This window comes from Rossellomorea sedimentorum (assembly GCF_046237645.1).
Taxonomy (GTDB): Bacteria; Bacillota; Bacilli; order Bacillales; family Bacillaceae_B; genus Rossellomorea; species Rossellomorea sedimentorum.
Genome location: NZ_CP143546.1, coordinates 1,501,686 through 1,517,417 on the forward strand (window position 1 = coordinate 1,501,686; position 15,732 = coordinate 1,517,417).

At 42.0% G+C, this 15,732-nt stretch carries 18 protein-coding genes; all 18 read left to right on the forward strand.

Annotation, left to right across the window (positions count from 1 at the left end; all coding sequences use genetic code 11):
- Positions 1-26: 26 nt before the first annotated feature.
- The gene (locus V1502_RS07305) at positions 27-1,379 is read left to right on the forward strand and encodes a flagellar hook-length control protein FliK (RefSeq protein WP_409253703.1); all 1,353 of its coding nucleotides are present in this window, start codon (positions 27-29) and stop codon (positions 1,377-1,379) included.
- A 9-nt stretch (positions 1,380-1,388) separates the two neighbouring features.
- Positions 1,389-2,024, forward strand: coding sequence for a flagellar hook assembly protein FlgD (gene flgD / locus V1502_RS07310; protein ID WP_409253704.1), 636 nt, complete (start codon positions 1,389-1,391; stop codon positions 2,022-2,024).
- 15 nt (positions 2,025-2,039) lie between these two features.
- Positions 2,040-2,435, forward strand: coding sequence for a TIGR02530 family flagellar biosynthesis protein (locus V1502_RS07315; protein ID WP_409253705.1), 396 nt, complete (start codon positions 2,040-2,042; stop codon positions 2,433-2,435).
- 72 nt (positions 2,436-2,507) lie between these two features.
- Positions 2,508-3,710, forward strand: coding sequence for a flagellar basal-body rod protein FlgF (gene flgF, locus V1502_RS07320; protein WP_409253706.1), 1,203 nt, complete (start codon positions 2,508-2,510; stop codon positions 3,708-3,710).
- A 60-nt stretch (positions 3,711-3,770) separates the two neighbouring features.
- On the forward strand, positions 3,771-3,992 hold the full coding sequence (locus V1502_RS07325) for a flagellar FlbD family protein (RefSeq protein ID WP_409253707.1): 222 nt from the start codon (positions 3,771-3,773) through the stop codon (positions 3,990-3,992).
- Positions 3,982-4,404, forward strand: coding sequence for a flagellar basal body-associated protein FliL (gene fliL / locus V1502_RS07330; RefSeq protein ID WP_409253708.1), 423 nt, complete (start codon positions 3,982-3,984; stop codon positions 4,402-4,404). The genes V1502_RS07325 and fliL overlap by 11 nt, the downstream gene beginning before the upstream one ends.
- Positions 4,405-4,436: 32 nt before the next feature.
- A complete protein-coding gene (gene fliM / locus V1502_RS07335) occupies positions 4,437-5,435 on the forward strand; it encodes a flagellar motor switch protein FliM (protein ID WP_409253709.1) in 999 nt (332 codons plus the stop codon).
- Complete coding sequence (fliY, locus tag V1502_RS07340) at positions 5,425-6,630, forward strand: flagellar motor switch phosphatase FliY (RefSeq protein WP_409253710.1); 1,206 nt, start codon at positions 5,425-5,427, stop codon at positions 6,628-6,630. Before fliM ends, fliY begins: the two co-directional genes overlap by 11 nt.
- 18 nt (positions 6,631-6,648) lie before the next feature.
- Positions 6,649-7,011, forward strand: a complete 363-nt coding sequence (locus V1502_RS07345; protein ID WP_409253711.1) for a response regulator — start codon at positions 6,649-6,651, stop codon at positions 7,009-7,011.
- An 85-nt stretch (positions 7,012-7,096) separates the two neighbouring features.
- Positions 7,097-7,762, forward strand: a complete 666-nt coding sequence (fliO, locus tag V1502_RS07350) for a flagellar biosynthetic protein FliO (protein WP_409253712.1) — start codon at positions 7,097-7,099, stop codon at positions 7,760-7,762.
- Complete coding sequence (gene fliP / locus V1502_RS07355) at positions 7,755-8,420, forward strand: flagellar type III secretion system pore protein FliP (RefSeq protein WP_409253713.1); 666 nt, start codon at positions 7,755-7,757, stop codon at positions 8,418-8,420. The genes fliO and fliP overlap by 8 nt, the downstream gene beginning before the upstream one ends.
- 14 nt (positions 8,421-8,434) lie before the next feature.
- Complete coding sequence (gene fliQ / locus V1502_RS07360; RefSeq protein ID WP_409253714.1) at positions 8,435-8,704, forward strand: flagellar biosynthesis protein FliQ; 270 nt, start codon at positions 8,435-8,437, stop codon at positions 8,702-8,704.
- A gap of 4 nt (positions 8,705-8,708) precedes the next feature.
- Positions 8,709-9,485, forward strand: coding sequence for a flagellar biosynthetic protein FliR (gene fliR, locus V1502_RS07365; protein ID WP_409253715.1), 777 nt, complete (start codon positions 8,709-8,711; stop codon positions 9,483-9,485).
- A 1-nt stretch (position 9,486) separates the two neighbouring features.
- The gene (gene flhB / locus V1502_RS07370) at positions 9,487-10,569 is read left to right on the forward strand and encodes a flagellar biosynthesis protein FlhB (protein WP_409253716.1); all 1,083 of its coding nucleotides are present in this window, start codon (positions 9,487-9,489) and stop codon (positions 10,567-10,569) included.
- Between the two features lie 25 nt (positions 10,570-10,594).
- A complete protein-coding gene (gene flhA / locus V1502_RS07375) occupies positions 10,595-12,631 on the forward strand; it encodes a flagellar biosynthesis protein FlhA (RefSeq protein WP_409253717.1) in 2,037 nt (678 codons plus the stop codon).
- Positions 12,628-13,773: a flagellar biosynthesis protein FlhF gene (flhF, locus tag V1502_RS07380; protein WP_409253718.1), complete on the forward strand. Its 1,146-nt coding sequence runs from the start codon at positions 12,628-12,630 to the stop codon at positions 13,771-13,773. Before flhA ends, flhF begins: the two co-directional genes overlap by 4 nt.
- A complete protein-coding gene (locus V1502_RS07385) occupies positions 13,770-14,639 on the forward strand; it encodes a MinD/ParA family protein (protein WP_409253719.1) in 870 nt (289 codons plus the stop codon). The genes flhF and V1502_RS07385 overlap by 4 nt, the downstream gene beginning before the upstream one ends.
- Positions 14,639-15,730, forward strand: coding sequence for a chemotaxis response regulator protein-glutamate methylesterase (locus tag V1502_RS07390; RefSeq protein ID WP_409253720.1), 1,092 nt, complete (start codon positions 14,639-14,641; stop codon positions 15,728-15,730). The genes V1502_RS07385 and V1502_RS07390 overlap by 1 nt, the downstream gene beginning before the upstream one ends.
- The last annotated feature ends 2 nt before the right edge of the window (positions 15,731-15,732 follow it).

The window sequence follows — 15,732 nt, forward strand, 5'->3', positions numbered from 1 at the left end:
ATCTGTATTTGAAGGGAGGTGAAAATATGAACGTTGGAACTTTGTTTTCCATGCAAAACGTGGGACAGCTTTCGGGCAAAGGGCAAACCAAGACACCGCAAGAAGGAAAATCGACGATGCTCTTCAACAGCTTCCTCTCACAAGCAGGTCAGGTGGAAGAAAAGACTGAGAATCTGGAAATTGAAATGCTTCAGTTGTTAAACATGCTGAATATTCTCCAATCAGATAAACCAATTGAAGTAAATGGGGATAATCTGAGCACTCTCAAGATTAATGACATATTATCTGAAGTCGGAATAACTCAACAAGAGTTTAATGCCGCGCTACAGTCGATTCTGGACGGCTTGGGAAATCAATTTCCTCACTTAAAAGAGATGTTCCTACAACTGGATAAGGAAAATCAAGAAGAAATCTTGTTCCAGGTGATTGAAACTATCGGTGTTCTCCATATGGATGATTTTAAAAAGCTGAGCTCGCCATCTATGGAAATATTGTTGAAAACGACTAAAGCATTTCAGCATGTTTTCAGGCAGACGGATCTCAATATTCGTCAAACAGAAATGGCTGAAGCCTTACAGCAGAACTTGAAGGTTATCGCCCAGAAGGTTGAACAGCTTTTAACTGGAGAGACTCTGAAAAATGAAAAACGGGTGCGCATGCTGGAAAAAGCGTTTCATGACAATCTACACTCCAAGCAACCAGACAACTCCATCCCCAATAATAGGATGGTTAATAAAAATGCTGTAAATAGCATGTCAGCGCTGACGGCTGCTTCCAACAAATTTACAGGAGTCCTGGACATCAGGGGAATACAGTCGACAGGAGAACAATCAGCAAAGCTTGAAGGGGAGCAGACGCCAAAAAATAATGGCACATTATCACTTCAAGGGTTTGTGGGTCAGCAGCAAATGCCCCGGATAGAACAGTTTTCACTCTTTGTGAATAAAGGCCAGCAAGGAACAACCTACGAGCAGTTTGTTAAGGACTTTTCAAACATTATTGGGAAATCACAGATGATTCAAACTCCAAATATGAGCAAATTGTTACTAAAGCTATATCCCGAACAGCTCGGATCACTGCGGATAGAGTTACTTCAACATGACGGGGTTATGACAGCGAAAATCCTGGCGAGTACAAAGGCCGCAAAAGAGATATTGGACTCACAGTTGACAGGGTTAAGACAAGCATTGAACAGCCATAACCTGCAAGTGGAGAAGATAGAAATTGCACAGACCTTCACAGAATCGCACAGACAAGAACGACAGCCATCTCAGCAGCAGAATGGTCAGCAGCAAAAAGAACAATCCAATCAAGAGTCAAACAATAAAGAAGAGCCTGAAACAACCTTTAAGGAATTATTAATGAACAGTGAAGTATAGGTGATGAAAATGTCTAATACGATCAACTCGAACTTGCTGTTGTCTTCCTTGCAGCAAAAAGAAAGGGAAGGCGGTAAGGATGTACTCGGGAAAGATGATTTCATGAAAATATTGATGACCCAGCTGCAAAATCAGGATCCGCTAAATCCAATGCAGGATAAGGATTTTATCGCCCAAATGGCAACTTTCTCGACGTTGGAACAAATCACCAACTTGAGTAAATCCATGGAGACCTTCATTGAGGCACAGGGGCAAAACAATCTGATTGCCTACAACCAGTTCGTTGGAAAAGAAATTACGTGGCATAAGCTTGAAGAGTCTGCTGAGGGCAGAACTGAAATTAAAGAAGGAAAAGGAATTGTTTCCGCTGTCAGGTTTCAGGACAATGAAGTTCAACTCATTATGAAAGATGGAACAAAACTGGCGCCAGGAAATGTCTCTCAGGTCAATCACAATAATGATTCATTTGGAACCAACTCATTAGTCAACGCCAGCAGTCTTATTGGAAGAACCGTGTACTGGAAAAAGGAAGGCACAGAATTACATAGCACCGTTACTTCAGTTTCCAAGAAAGACGGCAGCCTATGGTTCCATTTGGAAAACGGCGACAAAATAAAAGAAGGCAGTATTATGAAAATCGAATAGTAAGGGTGAGGTTGAATGCAAAGAAATGTTATGAATCGTTTGCCATCTCAACCAATTACATCACAATTTCCTCCAAAGGGTATCGGGAAGAAGTCTCTCAATACAAAATCTTTTGCTGACACGTTAAAGGAAACGATCACTGAAAAAGTTGGCTCCATTACGATAAGTAAACATGCAGACTCCCGTTTGAAGCAAAGAGGAATAGAGATTCCTGCAGATACATGGAGAGAAGTTGAAAGTAAGGTTGCACAAGCCAAGTTGAAAGGTGTAAAAGAATCACTTGTATTGTTGGACAATGCGGCATTGATCGTAAGTGCAAAGAACTCTACCGTCATAACGGCAATGGACAGAAGAGAAGCGGGCACACAAATTTTCACAAATATTGATGGAACGATAATCATAGACAAATAGGCTGGACCTAAAAGAGGAAGCCTGCCACTGCTGACCGACTGACGCAGTGAAATATGAAAGGGGAAAATACACATGTTACGCTCTATGTACTCAGGAATCAGCGGAATGAAAAACTTCCAAACTAAACTCGATGTAATTGGTAATAATATCGCAAACGTAAACACGTATGGATTCAAAAAAGGCCGTGTAACTTTCAAGGATACAATGAACCAGACGATTTCAGGTGCTTCTGCCGCACAAGATGCACGCGGAGGAAGAAATCCGATGCAGGTCGGACTTGGATCCACGCTTTCAACAATTGACACGATCCACACACAATCAAGCTTGCAGTCCACAGGGCGCCCGCTTGACCTGGCAATCAATGGAGATGGTTATTTTGTTGTCAAACAAGGCGATGCACAGTTCTATTCAAGAGCAGGTAATTTTTATCTGGATGATAACGGTACACTCGTAAATGGAGATGGAATGAAAGTACAATCCTATGAAAATGGGGTCCTGAAGGATATTAAAGTCAACGTTAACGCCCAGCTTCCTGCTAAAATCACTGAATCTATTAATATGTTTGGTAACTTATCAAATGATGCAGTTGGAAACGAGCCTTTTGTACAGCAAATCAATGTGGTGACGGATGAAGGGAAGCAGATCACTTTAGATATGAAACTGACTCCTCAATCACCTTCGACAACTTGGAACTTAGAATTTGTGAATCAAAATGGAGATAACCCGTTAACATCAACTACTTATACAATTGACTTTACACAAGATCCACTTAATGCTCCACCTTTTGTCGATCTTCCACTTAGTGATGGAGACGAAGATGGTAACGCAGATACATTTTTAAACGTTAAAATGAATTATGCACAGCTTAGCAACCTGGGCGGCGACCTCTCGGCAGCAGCCGATCCTGACGGCAACACGGCAGGATCGCTGGAGAGCTTCAATATTGGCTCAATGGGAGAAATCAACGGTGTGTACTCTAATGGGGAAATCACAACAATTGGTTATCTGGCACTGGCGAAATTCAGCAATCCATCCGGACTGACAAAAGCCGGCGGGAACTCATTCCAGCAGTCTGTTAACTCAGGCACCCCAAATATCAATGTAGCGGGTGAAGGAAGGGGAACGATTGTTTCCGGTTCACTGGAAATGTCAAACGTCGACCTGTCTGAAGAGTTCACTGAGATGATCAGTGCACAACGTGGATTCCAGGCAAACACTCGTATTATTACAACTTCAGATGAAATCCTTCAAGAGCTTGTGAACTTGAAACGATAATAGATTGCAAGGGAGGGACAGGGCTGGATCGGCCTGAACCTATCCAGTCCTGAACAAAACTTGATACAACTTACAAAACTAAATGGCAAAACTTTTTCACTGAATTGTTTGTACATAGAAAGTGCGGAAGCCTTTCCAGACACTACCATCACGCTTACTAATGGGAAAAAAATTGTGGTGAAAGAAACAGTGAAAGAGGTCGAGGATAGAACAGTTTCCTTCTATAGAAAAATCAATGTATTAGGACTTAGAAATACAGCGGGGGATCAAGATGAAAAATAAATTGCTTACGATATCGCTTATCTTGTTGGTAACCATAACATTGGTTGGAGTCCTCGCCCTCATTGTTGTAATGAAGTTCAATGAAGAAGAGGCAAAGGAGCCTAGTATTGACGAAGTGATTGCAGCGTCGGTGGATGTTCCGGAACTTACGACTAATCTACTCAGCGGTGATTACATCCGTATTTCGTTTAAAGTCCAGACGGACAGCAAGAAAGCCAAGGAAGAGCTGGAGAAGAGAGATTTTCAAGTGAAGAACATCATCATTGAAGAGTTATCAGAAATGAAATCAGATCAATTGCAAGGTAAAGAAGGTAAACAACAGCTTGAAACGACCATCAAGGATAAAGCCAACAGCCTGATGCAAGAAGGTAAGATTGAGAAGGTTTATATTACCTCTTACATGATTCAATAATTATTACTGACCTAAGAAACGGGGGTGAGGAAATGTCCAGTGAAGTACTCTCGCAAAACGAAATAGACGCATTATTATCAGCACTGTCAACTGGCGAAATGAGCGCCGATGATTTTAAAAAAGAAGAAGAAGAGAGAAAAGTAAAAGTTTACGATTTTAAGAGGGCACTCCGGTTTTCAAAAGACCAAATCAGAAGTTTGACAAGAATACATGAAAACTTCGCGAGGATACTGACAACTTATTTTTCTGCACAGCTGAGGACGTATGTTCAAATATCAGTAGTTTCAGCCGATCAAGTCCCTTTTGAGGAGTTTGTCAGGTCGGTTCCAAAAATGACGATATTGAATATTTTCGATGTCCCACCCCTCGATGGACATATTTTAATGGAGGTCAATCCTAATATCGGATATGCCATGATGGATCGTGTTATGGGCGGAAAAGGAACCGGGATGAACAAAATAGAGAGTTTGACGGAGATTGAAACGAAAATCATGTCAAATCTCTTTGAAAGAGCATTCGATAACCTCCGGGATGCCTGGAGCAATATCGCGGAGATTGATCCCATTCTTTCAGAGTTTGAAGTGAATCCGCAATTCCTGCAGATGATATCGCCTAATGAAACGGTCGTTGTTATCTCTATGAATACAACGATAGGCGAAACGAGCGGGATGATTAACATTTGTATCCCTCATGTTGTATTAGAGCCGATCATTCCTAAATTATCTGTAAGTTACTGGATGCAGTCAAAGCATAAAGATAAAGATCCAAAGGATACTGAAAATCTTGAAAAACGCATTAAAACAGCCCAGGTACCGATAGTGGCTGAATTAGGGGATTCTGATATCACAATCGATGATTTTCTCATGCTGGACATTGGGGATGTTATACAACTGAACAAGCGCATTGATTCTCCATTAACAGTCAAAGTTGGAGAAATACCCAAATTCACTGCCCAGCCAGGTGAGCTGAATAAAAGGCTCGCCATACAAATTTTGGATTCTTTGAAGGGGGGAGAAGAAGATGATGAGTGATGATATGTTGTCACAAGATGAAATTGATGCCCTTTTAAGAGGCACAGCCAGCGAAGAGAAAGAGCCAGCTTCTTCTCAAGTTTTAAAAGTGGAAGATTACTTAAGTGAGTTTGAGCAGGATACTCTTGGTGAGATCGGAAACATCTCATTCGGCAGTTCCGCAACCGCACTTTCAACTTTGCTGAATCAAAAGGTGGAGATTACCACTCCTAAAGTATCCATCCAGGAAAGAAGCAAGATTGAAGAAGATTTTCCACATCCATATGTGGCAATACAAGTCCAATATACGGAAGGTTTCTCTGGTATCAATCTTTTGGTGATCAAGCAGGAAGATGCAGCAATCATTGCTGACCTCATGCTTGGCGGCGATGGATTGAATCCTTCAGGGGACCTTGGGGAAATCCAGGTGAGTGCTGTCCAGGAAGCCATGAATCAGATGATGGGGTCGGCGGCTACTTCGATGTCGACTGTATTCAGCAAAAAAGTAGATATTTCCCCTCCCACGGTGGATATGTTGTATCTGCCGGATGGAGAAGGGGCAGATGCAATTCCACAGCAGGACCTGCTTACAAAGATCTCGTTCTCTTTGAAAGTGGGAGAATTGATTGATTCAAATATTATGCAGCTGCTGCCGCTCGACTTTGCAAAACAACTCGTGGATGAATTAACAAATAATAATGATACATCCTCGACAAATTCCGATATAATGGAACAGGGGGATGCCCGGCAGACGGCAGAAGCAGGACAACCTGCTTCCTCAGTGCAGCCATCCTATCCACAGCAAGAAACATTCAGCGAACCGCCCGCTCAGCAGGTGCCACAGGAGAAGGCTCAGCCCCAGCACTTTGGAAACAACCATAACTTTGAACAGCCGGTACAAGTTCAGCCTGCTTCCTTTACAACCTTTGAACAACCGCCGGTACCAAAACCAGAAAGCAAAAATCTGGACATGCTGCTGGACATTCCGTTGAATGTCACGGTTGAGTTGGGCCGGACCAAACGTTCTGTTAAAGATATACTTGAATTATCATCCGGGTCGATCATTGAGCTTGACAAGCTCGCCGGAGAACCCGTCGATGTCCTTGTGAACAGCAGGTTGATCGCTAAAGGTGAAGTTGTTGTCATTGATGAAAACTTCGGTGTAAGAATCACAGACATTGTCAGTCAATCAGACAGATTAAAAAAACTAAAGTAATAAATGGGGGAAAAGATGATGGCAAATAAAATTCTAATAGTAGACGATGCAGCATTCATGAGAATGATGATCAAGGACATTCTTACAAAGAATGGATTTGAAGTGGTTGGAGAAGCAGCAGATGGCAATCAGGCAGTAGAGAAATATAAAGAACTGACTCCTGACCTTGTTACCATGGATATTACGATGCCGGAAAAAGACGGCATTGCTGCTCTAAAAGAAATTAAAGGTCTTGATGCCAATGCAAAAATTATCATGTGTTCGGCAATGGGACAGCAAGCGATGGTTATTGATGCCATCCAAGCTGGTGCGAAAGACTTCATCGTAAAGCCGTTCCAGGCCGACCGTGTTATTGAAGCGATCCAGAAAGCTTTAAGCTAATCTGTTCAATTATTCAGTGTTAAACAAGTCAATATGTGTCTTTATGACACATAGAAGCGAGAGAATTCAGGAGAAGGTGCTTTTTTTGAGAAACGTATTAAGGAAGCTTTTTTTCATTATCGCTTGTTCAGCTGCTCTGCATATGACTGGAGGCATTCCAGCATATGCAGAGTTTGACGGAACAGTTAAAGACTATTGGGAAAAGCCCCAAGAGCGTAATGAAGAAAGAATGCCTGCAGCAGAGAATGAAACTAGCGTGACGGAAGCCTCAACAGGTGTATCAGCTTTGGATTATCTTAAAATGGTATTTGCCCTGGTGTTTGTTATTGCATTAATTTATTTCTTATTAAAATTCATTAATCAAAAAAGCAAAACCTTTCAACAATCGAAATTGATACAAAACCTGGGAGGAACACCTCTGGGTGGGAATCGTTCCGTTCAACTGGTAAAAGTGGGAGAAAGGATTTTGATTCTTGGAGTCGGAGAAGACATTCAATTGCTGAAGGAAATAAACAGCAAAGAAGAAAAAGACGATATTCTCATGTTTTATGATGAGAAAACTCAAGGCCTGCAGCAGCAAAAAGATATCCTGACCCAATGGATTGGAAAAAGAACGGGCTCTATGCCTCAAAAGCCCGATGAAAGCCAATCGTTCCAATCTTTGCTGAAATCCCAGATTGAGGATATAAGAAAAGGCAGAAAGAAAATGCTGAATGATATAAACAACAGGGAGAAAGATAAAAATGAATGAATTCATGGAATTTTTCAACACAAGTTCTCCTGATTCTGTTGCTACATCGGTTAAGCTTCTCCTGCTGTTCACTGTATTGTCCATTGCTCCGGGTATCCTGATTTTAATGACTTCCTTTACGAGGATCGTCATTGTGCTGTCGTTTGTCCGGACTTCACTGGCAACTCAGCAAATGCCTCCAAATCAAGTTCTTGTCGGTTTGTCACTGTTCTTAACTTTCTTTATCATGGCACCGACCTTCCAGGAGGTCAACGAGACTGCCCTCACACCATTGTTCAACGAAGAAATCAATTTAGAACAGGCATATGAGAATGCTGCAGCTCCCTTCAAGGATTTTATGAGTAAACATACAAGGCAGAAAGATTTGGAGTTATTCCTAAACTATTCCGGTGCTGAACGCCCTGAATCAATAGATGATATACCATTAACAGCACTTGTGCCGGCATTTGCGCTGAGCGAAATAAAGACAGCGTTTCAAATCGGATTTATGATCTTTATTCCATTTCTGGTCATTGATATGGTCGTTGCCAGTATTCTTATGTCGATGGGGATGATGATGCTGCCTCCAGTCATGATTTCCCTGCCGTTTAAAATCCTGTTGTTCGTACTTGTAGACGGCTGGTACCTTGTTGTTAAATCTTTGCTCCAAAGTTTTTAAGTAGGTGAAAAAACATGAATGCTGAATCGGTTATAGCTTTAGCTGAAAGAGGAGTTTATACTACATTAGTCATTTGCGGCCCTCTTCTTCTATTAGCACTGGTAGTCGGCCTGGCTGTCAGTATCTTTCAGGCCACGACCCAAATTCAGGAACAGACCCTGGCTTTTATACCAAAGATAGTCGCAGTCCTGGTGGGGATCGTCTTTTTTGGTCCTTGGATGCTGACTAAGCTGGTCACATACGCATCAGAAATCTTTTCTAATCTCAACAGGTTTGTAGGCTAATAGAATGGAAGAATTGATTCCCAACCTTTCCATTTTTTTATTGGTTTTCATGAGGGTATCGGCATTTTTTGTGACCCTCCCATTATTCTCATACAGGTCGATACCTGCCCAGCATCGGGTTGGATTTGCCGGTGTGATTGCCTGGATTATGTACTATACGGTAGATGCATCACCCATCCCCATTGATGCTGCTTATATATTGTTGATTATGAAAGAAGCTATGATAGGTTTGCTGATAGGGTTTACCGCATATATGATCATATCGGCGATTCAGGTTGCCGGCAGTTTCATAGATTTTCAGATGGGTTTTGCCATCGCTAATGTCATCGATCCTCAAACTGGGGCACAATCACCGCTGGTGGGTCAATATCTATATACATTTGCGCTGCTCCTGTTACTGGCATTGGATGGGCATCACCTCCTTCTGGATGGTGTGTTCTACAGTTATCAGTTCGTACCCATCGATCAAGCGTGGATACCGTTTGGAAATGAAAATCTGGCTGAATATATTGTAAAAACCTTCAATTCTGTCTTCATTATCGCTTTTCAGATGTCCATACCAGTTGTAGCGACCTTGTTTCTGGTGGATGTTGCTTTGGGGATTGTGGCCAGGACCGTTCCGCAGCTTAATGTATTTGTTGTCGGATTTCCAATCAAGATTGCTGTGAGTTTCCTGGTGTTGTTTATAGTTCTAGGGGCAATGATGACGCTGATGCAGCAAATGTTTGAATTGATGATGTATACAATGAGAGACTTAATGAAAATTATCGGAGGCGCTTAATGTGAAATTGCTTTCCCTTGATCTGCAGTTTTTTGCAGGTGAGAAATCTGAGAAAGCCACACCGAAAAAACGACAAGATTCGAGGAAGAAAGGACAAACAGCCAAGAGTCAAGATGTTAATACAGCTGTCATTTTGCTTGCTGTATTTTTATTTTTGACTTTTAGTGCTTCGTATATAGGTAATATCATTTTTGATTTATTCCGCACCTCCTTCCAGGACTATATGATGATGGACTTGACCCAGGATTCATTCATGCTGATCGTAATGGAAATTCTTCAGCAGGTTGCTATATTGCTGGGACCCATTATGCTCGTTGCTTTGCTGGCAGGAATATTCTCGAATTATATCCAGGTAGGGGTAATGTTTACAGCTGAGCCTTTACAGCCTAAACTCGAGAAGATTGATCCGATCAAAGGGGCGAAACGGATATTCTCTTTAAGAGCGATCGTAGAATTGTTGAAGTCGATATTGAAAATCGGATTTGTCGGAGCCATCACTTTTGTCATCTTGTGGATGAATATAGATGAAGTGCTTGGGTTATCTTTCAAGACCGCTCATGACGCTTTGGCTGCGATGGCATCCCTGACTGTTCAAATGGGGATCGCCGCTTCATTGGCTTTGTTATTTTTATCCGTTTTTGACTATCTATATCAGAAATATGATTTTGAAAAAAATATCCGGATGTCAAAGCAGGACATCAAAGATGAACATAAGAACACAGAGGGAGACCCCCTGATCAAGTCCAAAATTAAACAAAGGCAGCGGGAAATGGCTATGAGACGCATGATGCAGGAAGTGCCAGAAGCAGATGTCGTCATTACCAATCCTACCCACTATGCCATTGCCTTGAAATATGATGAAAATAAGTCCGATGCTCCTTATGTAGTTGCAAAGGGTGTAGATTATCTCGCACAGAAAATTAAATTCATTGCCGGAGAAAACGATATCATCATGGTTGAAAACAGGCCTTTGGCAAGATCATTGTATGATAGTGCCGACATCGGTGATGCGATACCAGAAGAATTCTTTAAAGCAGTCGCAGAAATTCTGGCTTATGTATATCGAATGAAAAATCAGCTGTAACAGCTAAAGTTAGGAGGGAATGCAGGTGTCAGCAAGAGATTTATCCGTACTATTCAGTGTCATCCTCATAGTAGCCATGCTTATCATTCCTTTTCCGCCTTGGCTGTTAAGTGTACTTATCATTATTAATATTTCCTTGGCTTTGCTTGTGCTTCTTACTTCAATGAACATGAATGAACCTTTGCAATTTGCTATCTTTCCTTCCCTATTATTGTTATTGACACTGTTCAGGCTTGGCTTGAACGTATCAACAACCCGTTCCATCCTCAGTAATGGAGAAGCAGGGGATGTCGTTGAAACCTTCGGGACGTTCGTAGTTGGAGGGAATGTCCTGGTAGGTCTTGTAGTCTTTATCATTCTGATTATCATTCAATTTATCGTGATAACAAAAGGTTCGGAACGTGTTTCAGAAGTAGCGGCAAGGTTCACGCTGGATGCTATGCCAGGAAAGCAGATGAGTATAGATGCAGACCTGAATGCCGGGATTATTTCTGAGCATGAAGCGAGAGAACGCCGTGAAAAAGTCAGCCGCGAAGCTGATTTTTACGGAGCGATGGACGGTGCTTCCAAGTTCGTTAAAGGGGATGCAATTGCCGGGATCATCATCGTCCTTATGAATCTGATTTTCGGAATCATCATTGGGATGACCCAGCAGGGACTCCCTATCGGGGAAGCGGCAACCAGGTACTCCTTATTGACAGTCGGAGATGGGATTGTCAGCCAAATCCCTGCACTGTTAATCTCGACAGCTACCGGTATCGTTGTAACAAGGGCTGCCTCTGATGGGAACCTTGGCAAGGATATCATCGATCAGCTTTTAGCATTCCCGCCGATGTTATATGTTGCGGGAGGCACTATTTTCCTCCTTGGTTTGTTCACCCCAATTAACGATATTCTGACGATTCCTGTAGCTGCTGCTCTAGGAATCGGGGGGTATATGTTATCAAGGGCACCACAGGAAGACGAAGAAGATTTGATTGAAATGGAAGAAGAAAAAGAACAGGACGAGATGAAAAGCCCTGAGAGCGTCGTTAACCTCTTGAATGTAGATCCGATTGAGTTTGAATTCGGCTATGGCTTGATTCCCCTTGCCGATGCCAACCAAGGCGGAGATCTTCTTGACAGGGTTGTCATGATCCGCAGGCAGCTGGCCATAGAACTGGGATTAGTGATCCCGGTCGTTCGGATCAGGGATAACATACAGCTGCAGCCCAACGAGTATAGATTGAAAATCAAAGGAAATGAAATGGCCAGGGGAGAACTGCTTTTGGATCATTATCTGGCGATGAGCCCTGGTGTGGAAGATGAGTCTATTGAAGGAATAGATACCATTGAGCCTTCCTTTGGTCTCCCAGCTAAGTGGATAGGTGAAGATATGAAGGAACAGGCGGAAATATTCGGATATACAGTCGTTGACCCTCCTTCAGTTGTCTCTACACATATAACCGAAGTGATTAAGACGAACGCACATGAACTTCTCGGAAGGCAGGAAACCAAACAGCTCATTGACCACCTTCAGGAATCCTATCCGATCCTGGTGGAAGAAGTAACGCCGAATCCGCTTTCAGTTGGCGAGGTTCAGAAAGTGCTTGCCAAGTTGTTAAGGGAGAATGTATCAATTCGAAACCTTCCTATCATCTTTGAAACATTGGCCGACTATGGGAAGATGAGTACAGATACAGATCTATTGGCAGAATATGTACGTCAGGCACTGGCAAGGCAGATTACTGCTCAATATGCGGATCAGGGAGGGACTCTTAAGGTAATCACTTTATCCGGGAAAATAGAAAAAATGATTGCCGATGCAGTACAACAGACAGAGCATGGAAATTATTTATCTATGGATCCCAACGATTCCCAACGAGTTTTGGAAGCTCTTGCATCTCAAGTCGAGCAGTTGTCGATGATGGAAGAGTCACCAATCGTCTTATGCTCTCCTGCAATCAGGATGTATGTCAGACAGCTGGTTGAGCGATATTTCCCGCAAGTGCCAATACTGTCATATAACGAGTTAGAAGCAAATGTTGAAGTCCAAAGTTTAGGGTTGGTGAATGTTGAATGAAAGTAAAAAAGTTTACTGCACCTACCATGCCGGAAGCCATGAAGAAGATTCGGGCAGAATTAGGTGAGAGTGCGGTCATATTAAACTCAAAAATGATCTATACTGGGGGGTTCCTTGGTTTATTCAAAAAGAAGAATATTGAAGTGATCGCTGCGATTGATCCCAATTCTAAACAGGCGACCAAAGAACGCAGCCCGAAATACCAGCAGGAACCCAAAAAACAAGTATCAGCTCCTGTACAAATGCCTACTCAAACAGAAGATGGAAACAGTTCACTTAAATTAACAAAAGAAATTACTGAACTGAAGTCGATTGTTCAGCAACTAAAAACCAATAATGATTATAAACATTTTCCGGAAGATATCCGTCAGGTGCTGCTTTATCTAAAAGAACAAGAGATAGATGAGAGCTATACTCTTGAAGCAGCAGAACACCTTGAGACTCTTCTTGATAGAAGGGGTAATTTAACACCTTCTGAGTTGAAGACCGCGGCATCCACTTTTTTGAAAAGCAAACTTGAAGCATTTCCTTTTGGTGGAACCAGTTATCAGAAAAAGTATGTGAATGTTATTGGTCCCACCGGTGTCGGCAAAACGACCACACTTGCCAAAATGGCATCTGAAGCCGTTTTGGAAAAACGGAAAAAAATCGCATTCATTACAACAGACACCTACAGAATTGCTGCGATTGAGCAATTGAAGACTTATGCCCAGCTTTTAAATGTTCCACTTGAAGTGGTTTATAAACTGGCTGACTTTCAAAAGGCCATTGAAAAATTTAATGATTATGATGTTGTTTTCATAGATACTGCGGGCCGGAACTTCAGAGAAGAGAAATATGTTAAAGATCTCGAAAAAATGATCGATTTTAAAAATGATATGGAAACATTCCTGGTATTATCAATGACTGCCAAGGAAAGAGATTTAGTTCAAATAATCACCAATTTCTCAACCTTACCTATAGAGAAATTCATCTTCTCCAAAATAGACGAAACATCCAGTTACGGAACAATGTACAACATACTGAGAAAAAATGAAAAAGGTGCCGCATATATTACAGCTGGACAAAGTGTACCGGAAGATATATCAGAGGCAACCCCTCAGGCGATTATTGAATTAGTGATGGAAGGTAAGGAACAATGAAAGATCAAGCGCAAGGGTTAAGAATGAAAATTCTTGAAGCACAGTCGAGGAATGCCAAGACAATAGCGGTGGTTAGTGGTAAAGGTGGAGTAGGTAAATCAAATTTTGCTGTCAACTTTTCCTTGGCACTGCAGAAAAAAGGAAAAAAAGTCCTGTTATTCGATATGGATATCGGTATGGGCAATATTCATATCATTCTGGGAAAACAACCTGATAAAACCATTTCCGATTTTCTAAGCAGTCCCGAAATGGATATTGAGGACATCATCTTTACTGATGGAGAAGGCACTTCCTATATCAGTGCAGGAAATGGGCTTCAAAATATCGTCGAATGGGACGATGTAGATATTGAAAGGATGTTGAATGCCCTTTCCGAACTTGTTCATTCCTATGATTATATTGTATTTGATATGGGGGCGGGTGCTGCTCATCATACGCTGGAAATCCTGATGTCCGTAGAGGACATCTTTGTGGTAACAACCCCTGAACCGACAGCGGTCACCGATGCTTACTCGATGATGAAATATATTTATATGAAAGACAAGGATAAGGATTTTTACCTGATCTGCAATAGAGCGGAAAGTGAAAATGAAGGACTTGATACGCTAAACCGCTTAAAAATGGCAATGAGTAAATTTTTGAACAAGGAAGTATTTCTGTTTGGTGTCCTCCCGGAGGATCCAGCCGTCAGGAAAGCGGTCACCCAGCAAGTTCCATTGCTTACGTCTTTCCCACAATCAGCTATTGCATTGTCGTTATACCGTGTGCTTGAACAGTACCTTTCCGGTATTACCACATTTACACCTACAGAGAAAAAAGGGTTCGTTTCAAATTTGAAAAGGATCCTCTTCAGGAGGAAAGGTTGATGAATCAGAAAAAAGTCCTTGTAGTTGATGACTCTGCCTTCATGAGAAAGCTTATAACAGACTTTCTATCCAGCTCAAATTACTTGGAAGTGGTCGCTACTGCCAGGAATGGCAGGGATGCTTTGGATAAAATTGAAAAGTATAAGCCTGATGTCGTCACCTTAGATGTCGAGATGCCGGTTATGAATGGATTAGAGGCGCTGAAAGCCATTATGGAAAAATCTCCTCTTCCGGTTATCATGCTTTCTTCCACTACTAAAGAAGGAGCAGAGAACACCATATTAGCGATGAATTATGGTGCAATAGATTTTATCGCGAAGCCCTCTGGAGCTATTTCATTGGATTTACACAAAGTTAAAGAAGAGTTGATTGCCAAGGTCCTTAATGCAGGCAATGTTCCAGTACGCCGTCTTAAAAAGGCGAATCAACAAACACCATCATTAACGATTACTCTGGACAAAGACCAGTCATTAAGGGGTACTGCCGTTGTCCCTTGGAAGCGATGCTCTAAGAAAATCATTTGCATAGGAACCTCCACTGGAGGGCCCAGAGCGCTTCAGCAGGTTGTGACTTCACTTCCTTCAGATATCGATGCGCCGATTCTTATTGTCCAACATATGCCGCCGGGTTTTACAAAATCTTTAGCTAATCGGCTTAACATGCTTTCAACCATCACTGTAAAGGAAGCTGAGGATGGAGAGCTATTAAAGAATGGGACAGCTTATATCGCCCCTGGTGGATTTCACTTGAAAGTAGAAGAAAAAAGAGGCGGATTAGCGGTAATCTTGGATAATCAAGAATTACCGAGGGGCGGTCACCGTCCTGCTGTTGATGTCCTGTTTGAATCGGTCAGCGGGTTGAAAGATTACGACAAGATCGCCGTAATAATGACAGGAATGGGTACTGACGGGTCTGAAGGTCTGGTAAAATTAAAGGACAGCGGCGGAGTGAAAGCCATCGCAGAGTCTGAAGAGTCCTGTATAGTTTATGGAATGCCAAAAGCTGCTGTTTCTACCAATCTGGTAGATGAAATACAATCTATAGAAAATATCGCTGGCTGCATTATGAAGTATATGCCTAGAGAGGTGTGAAA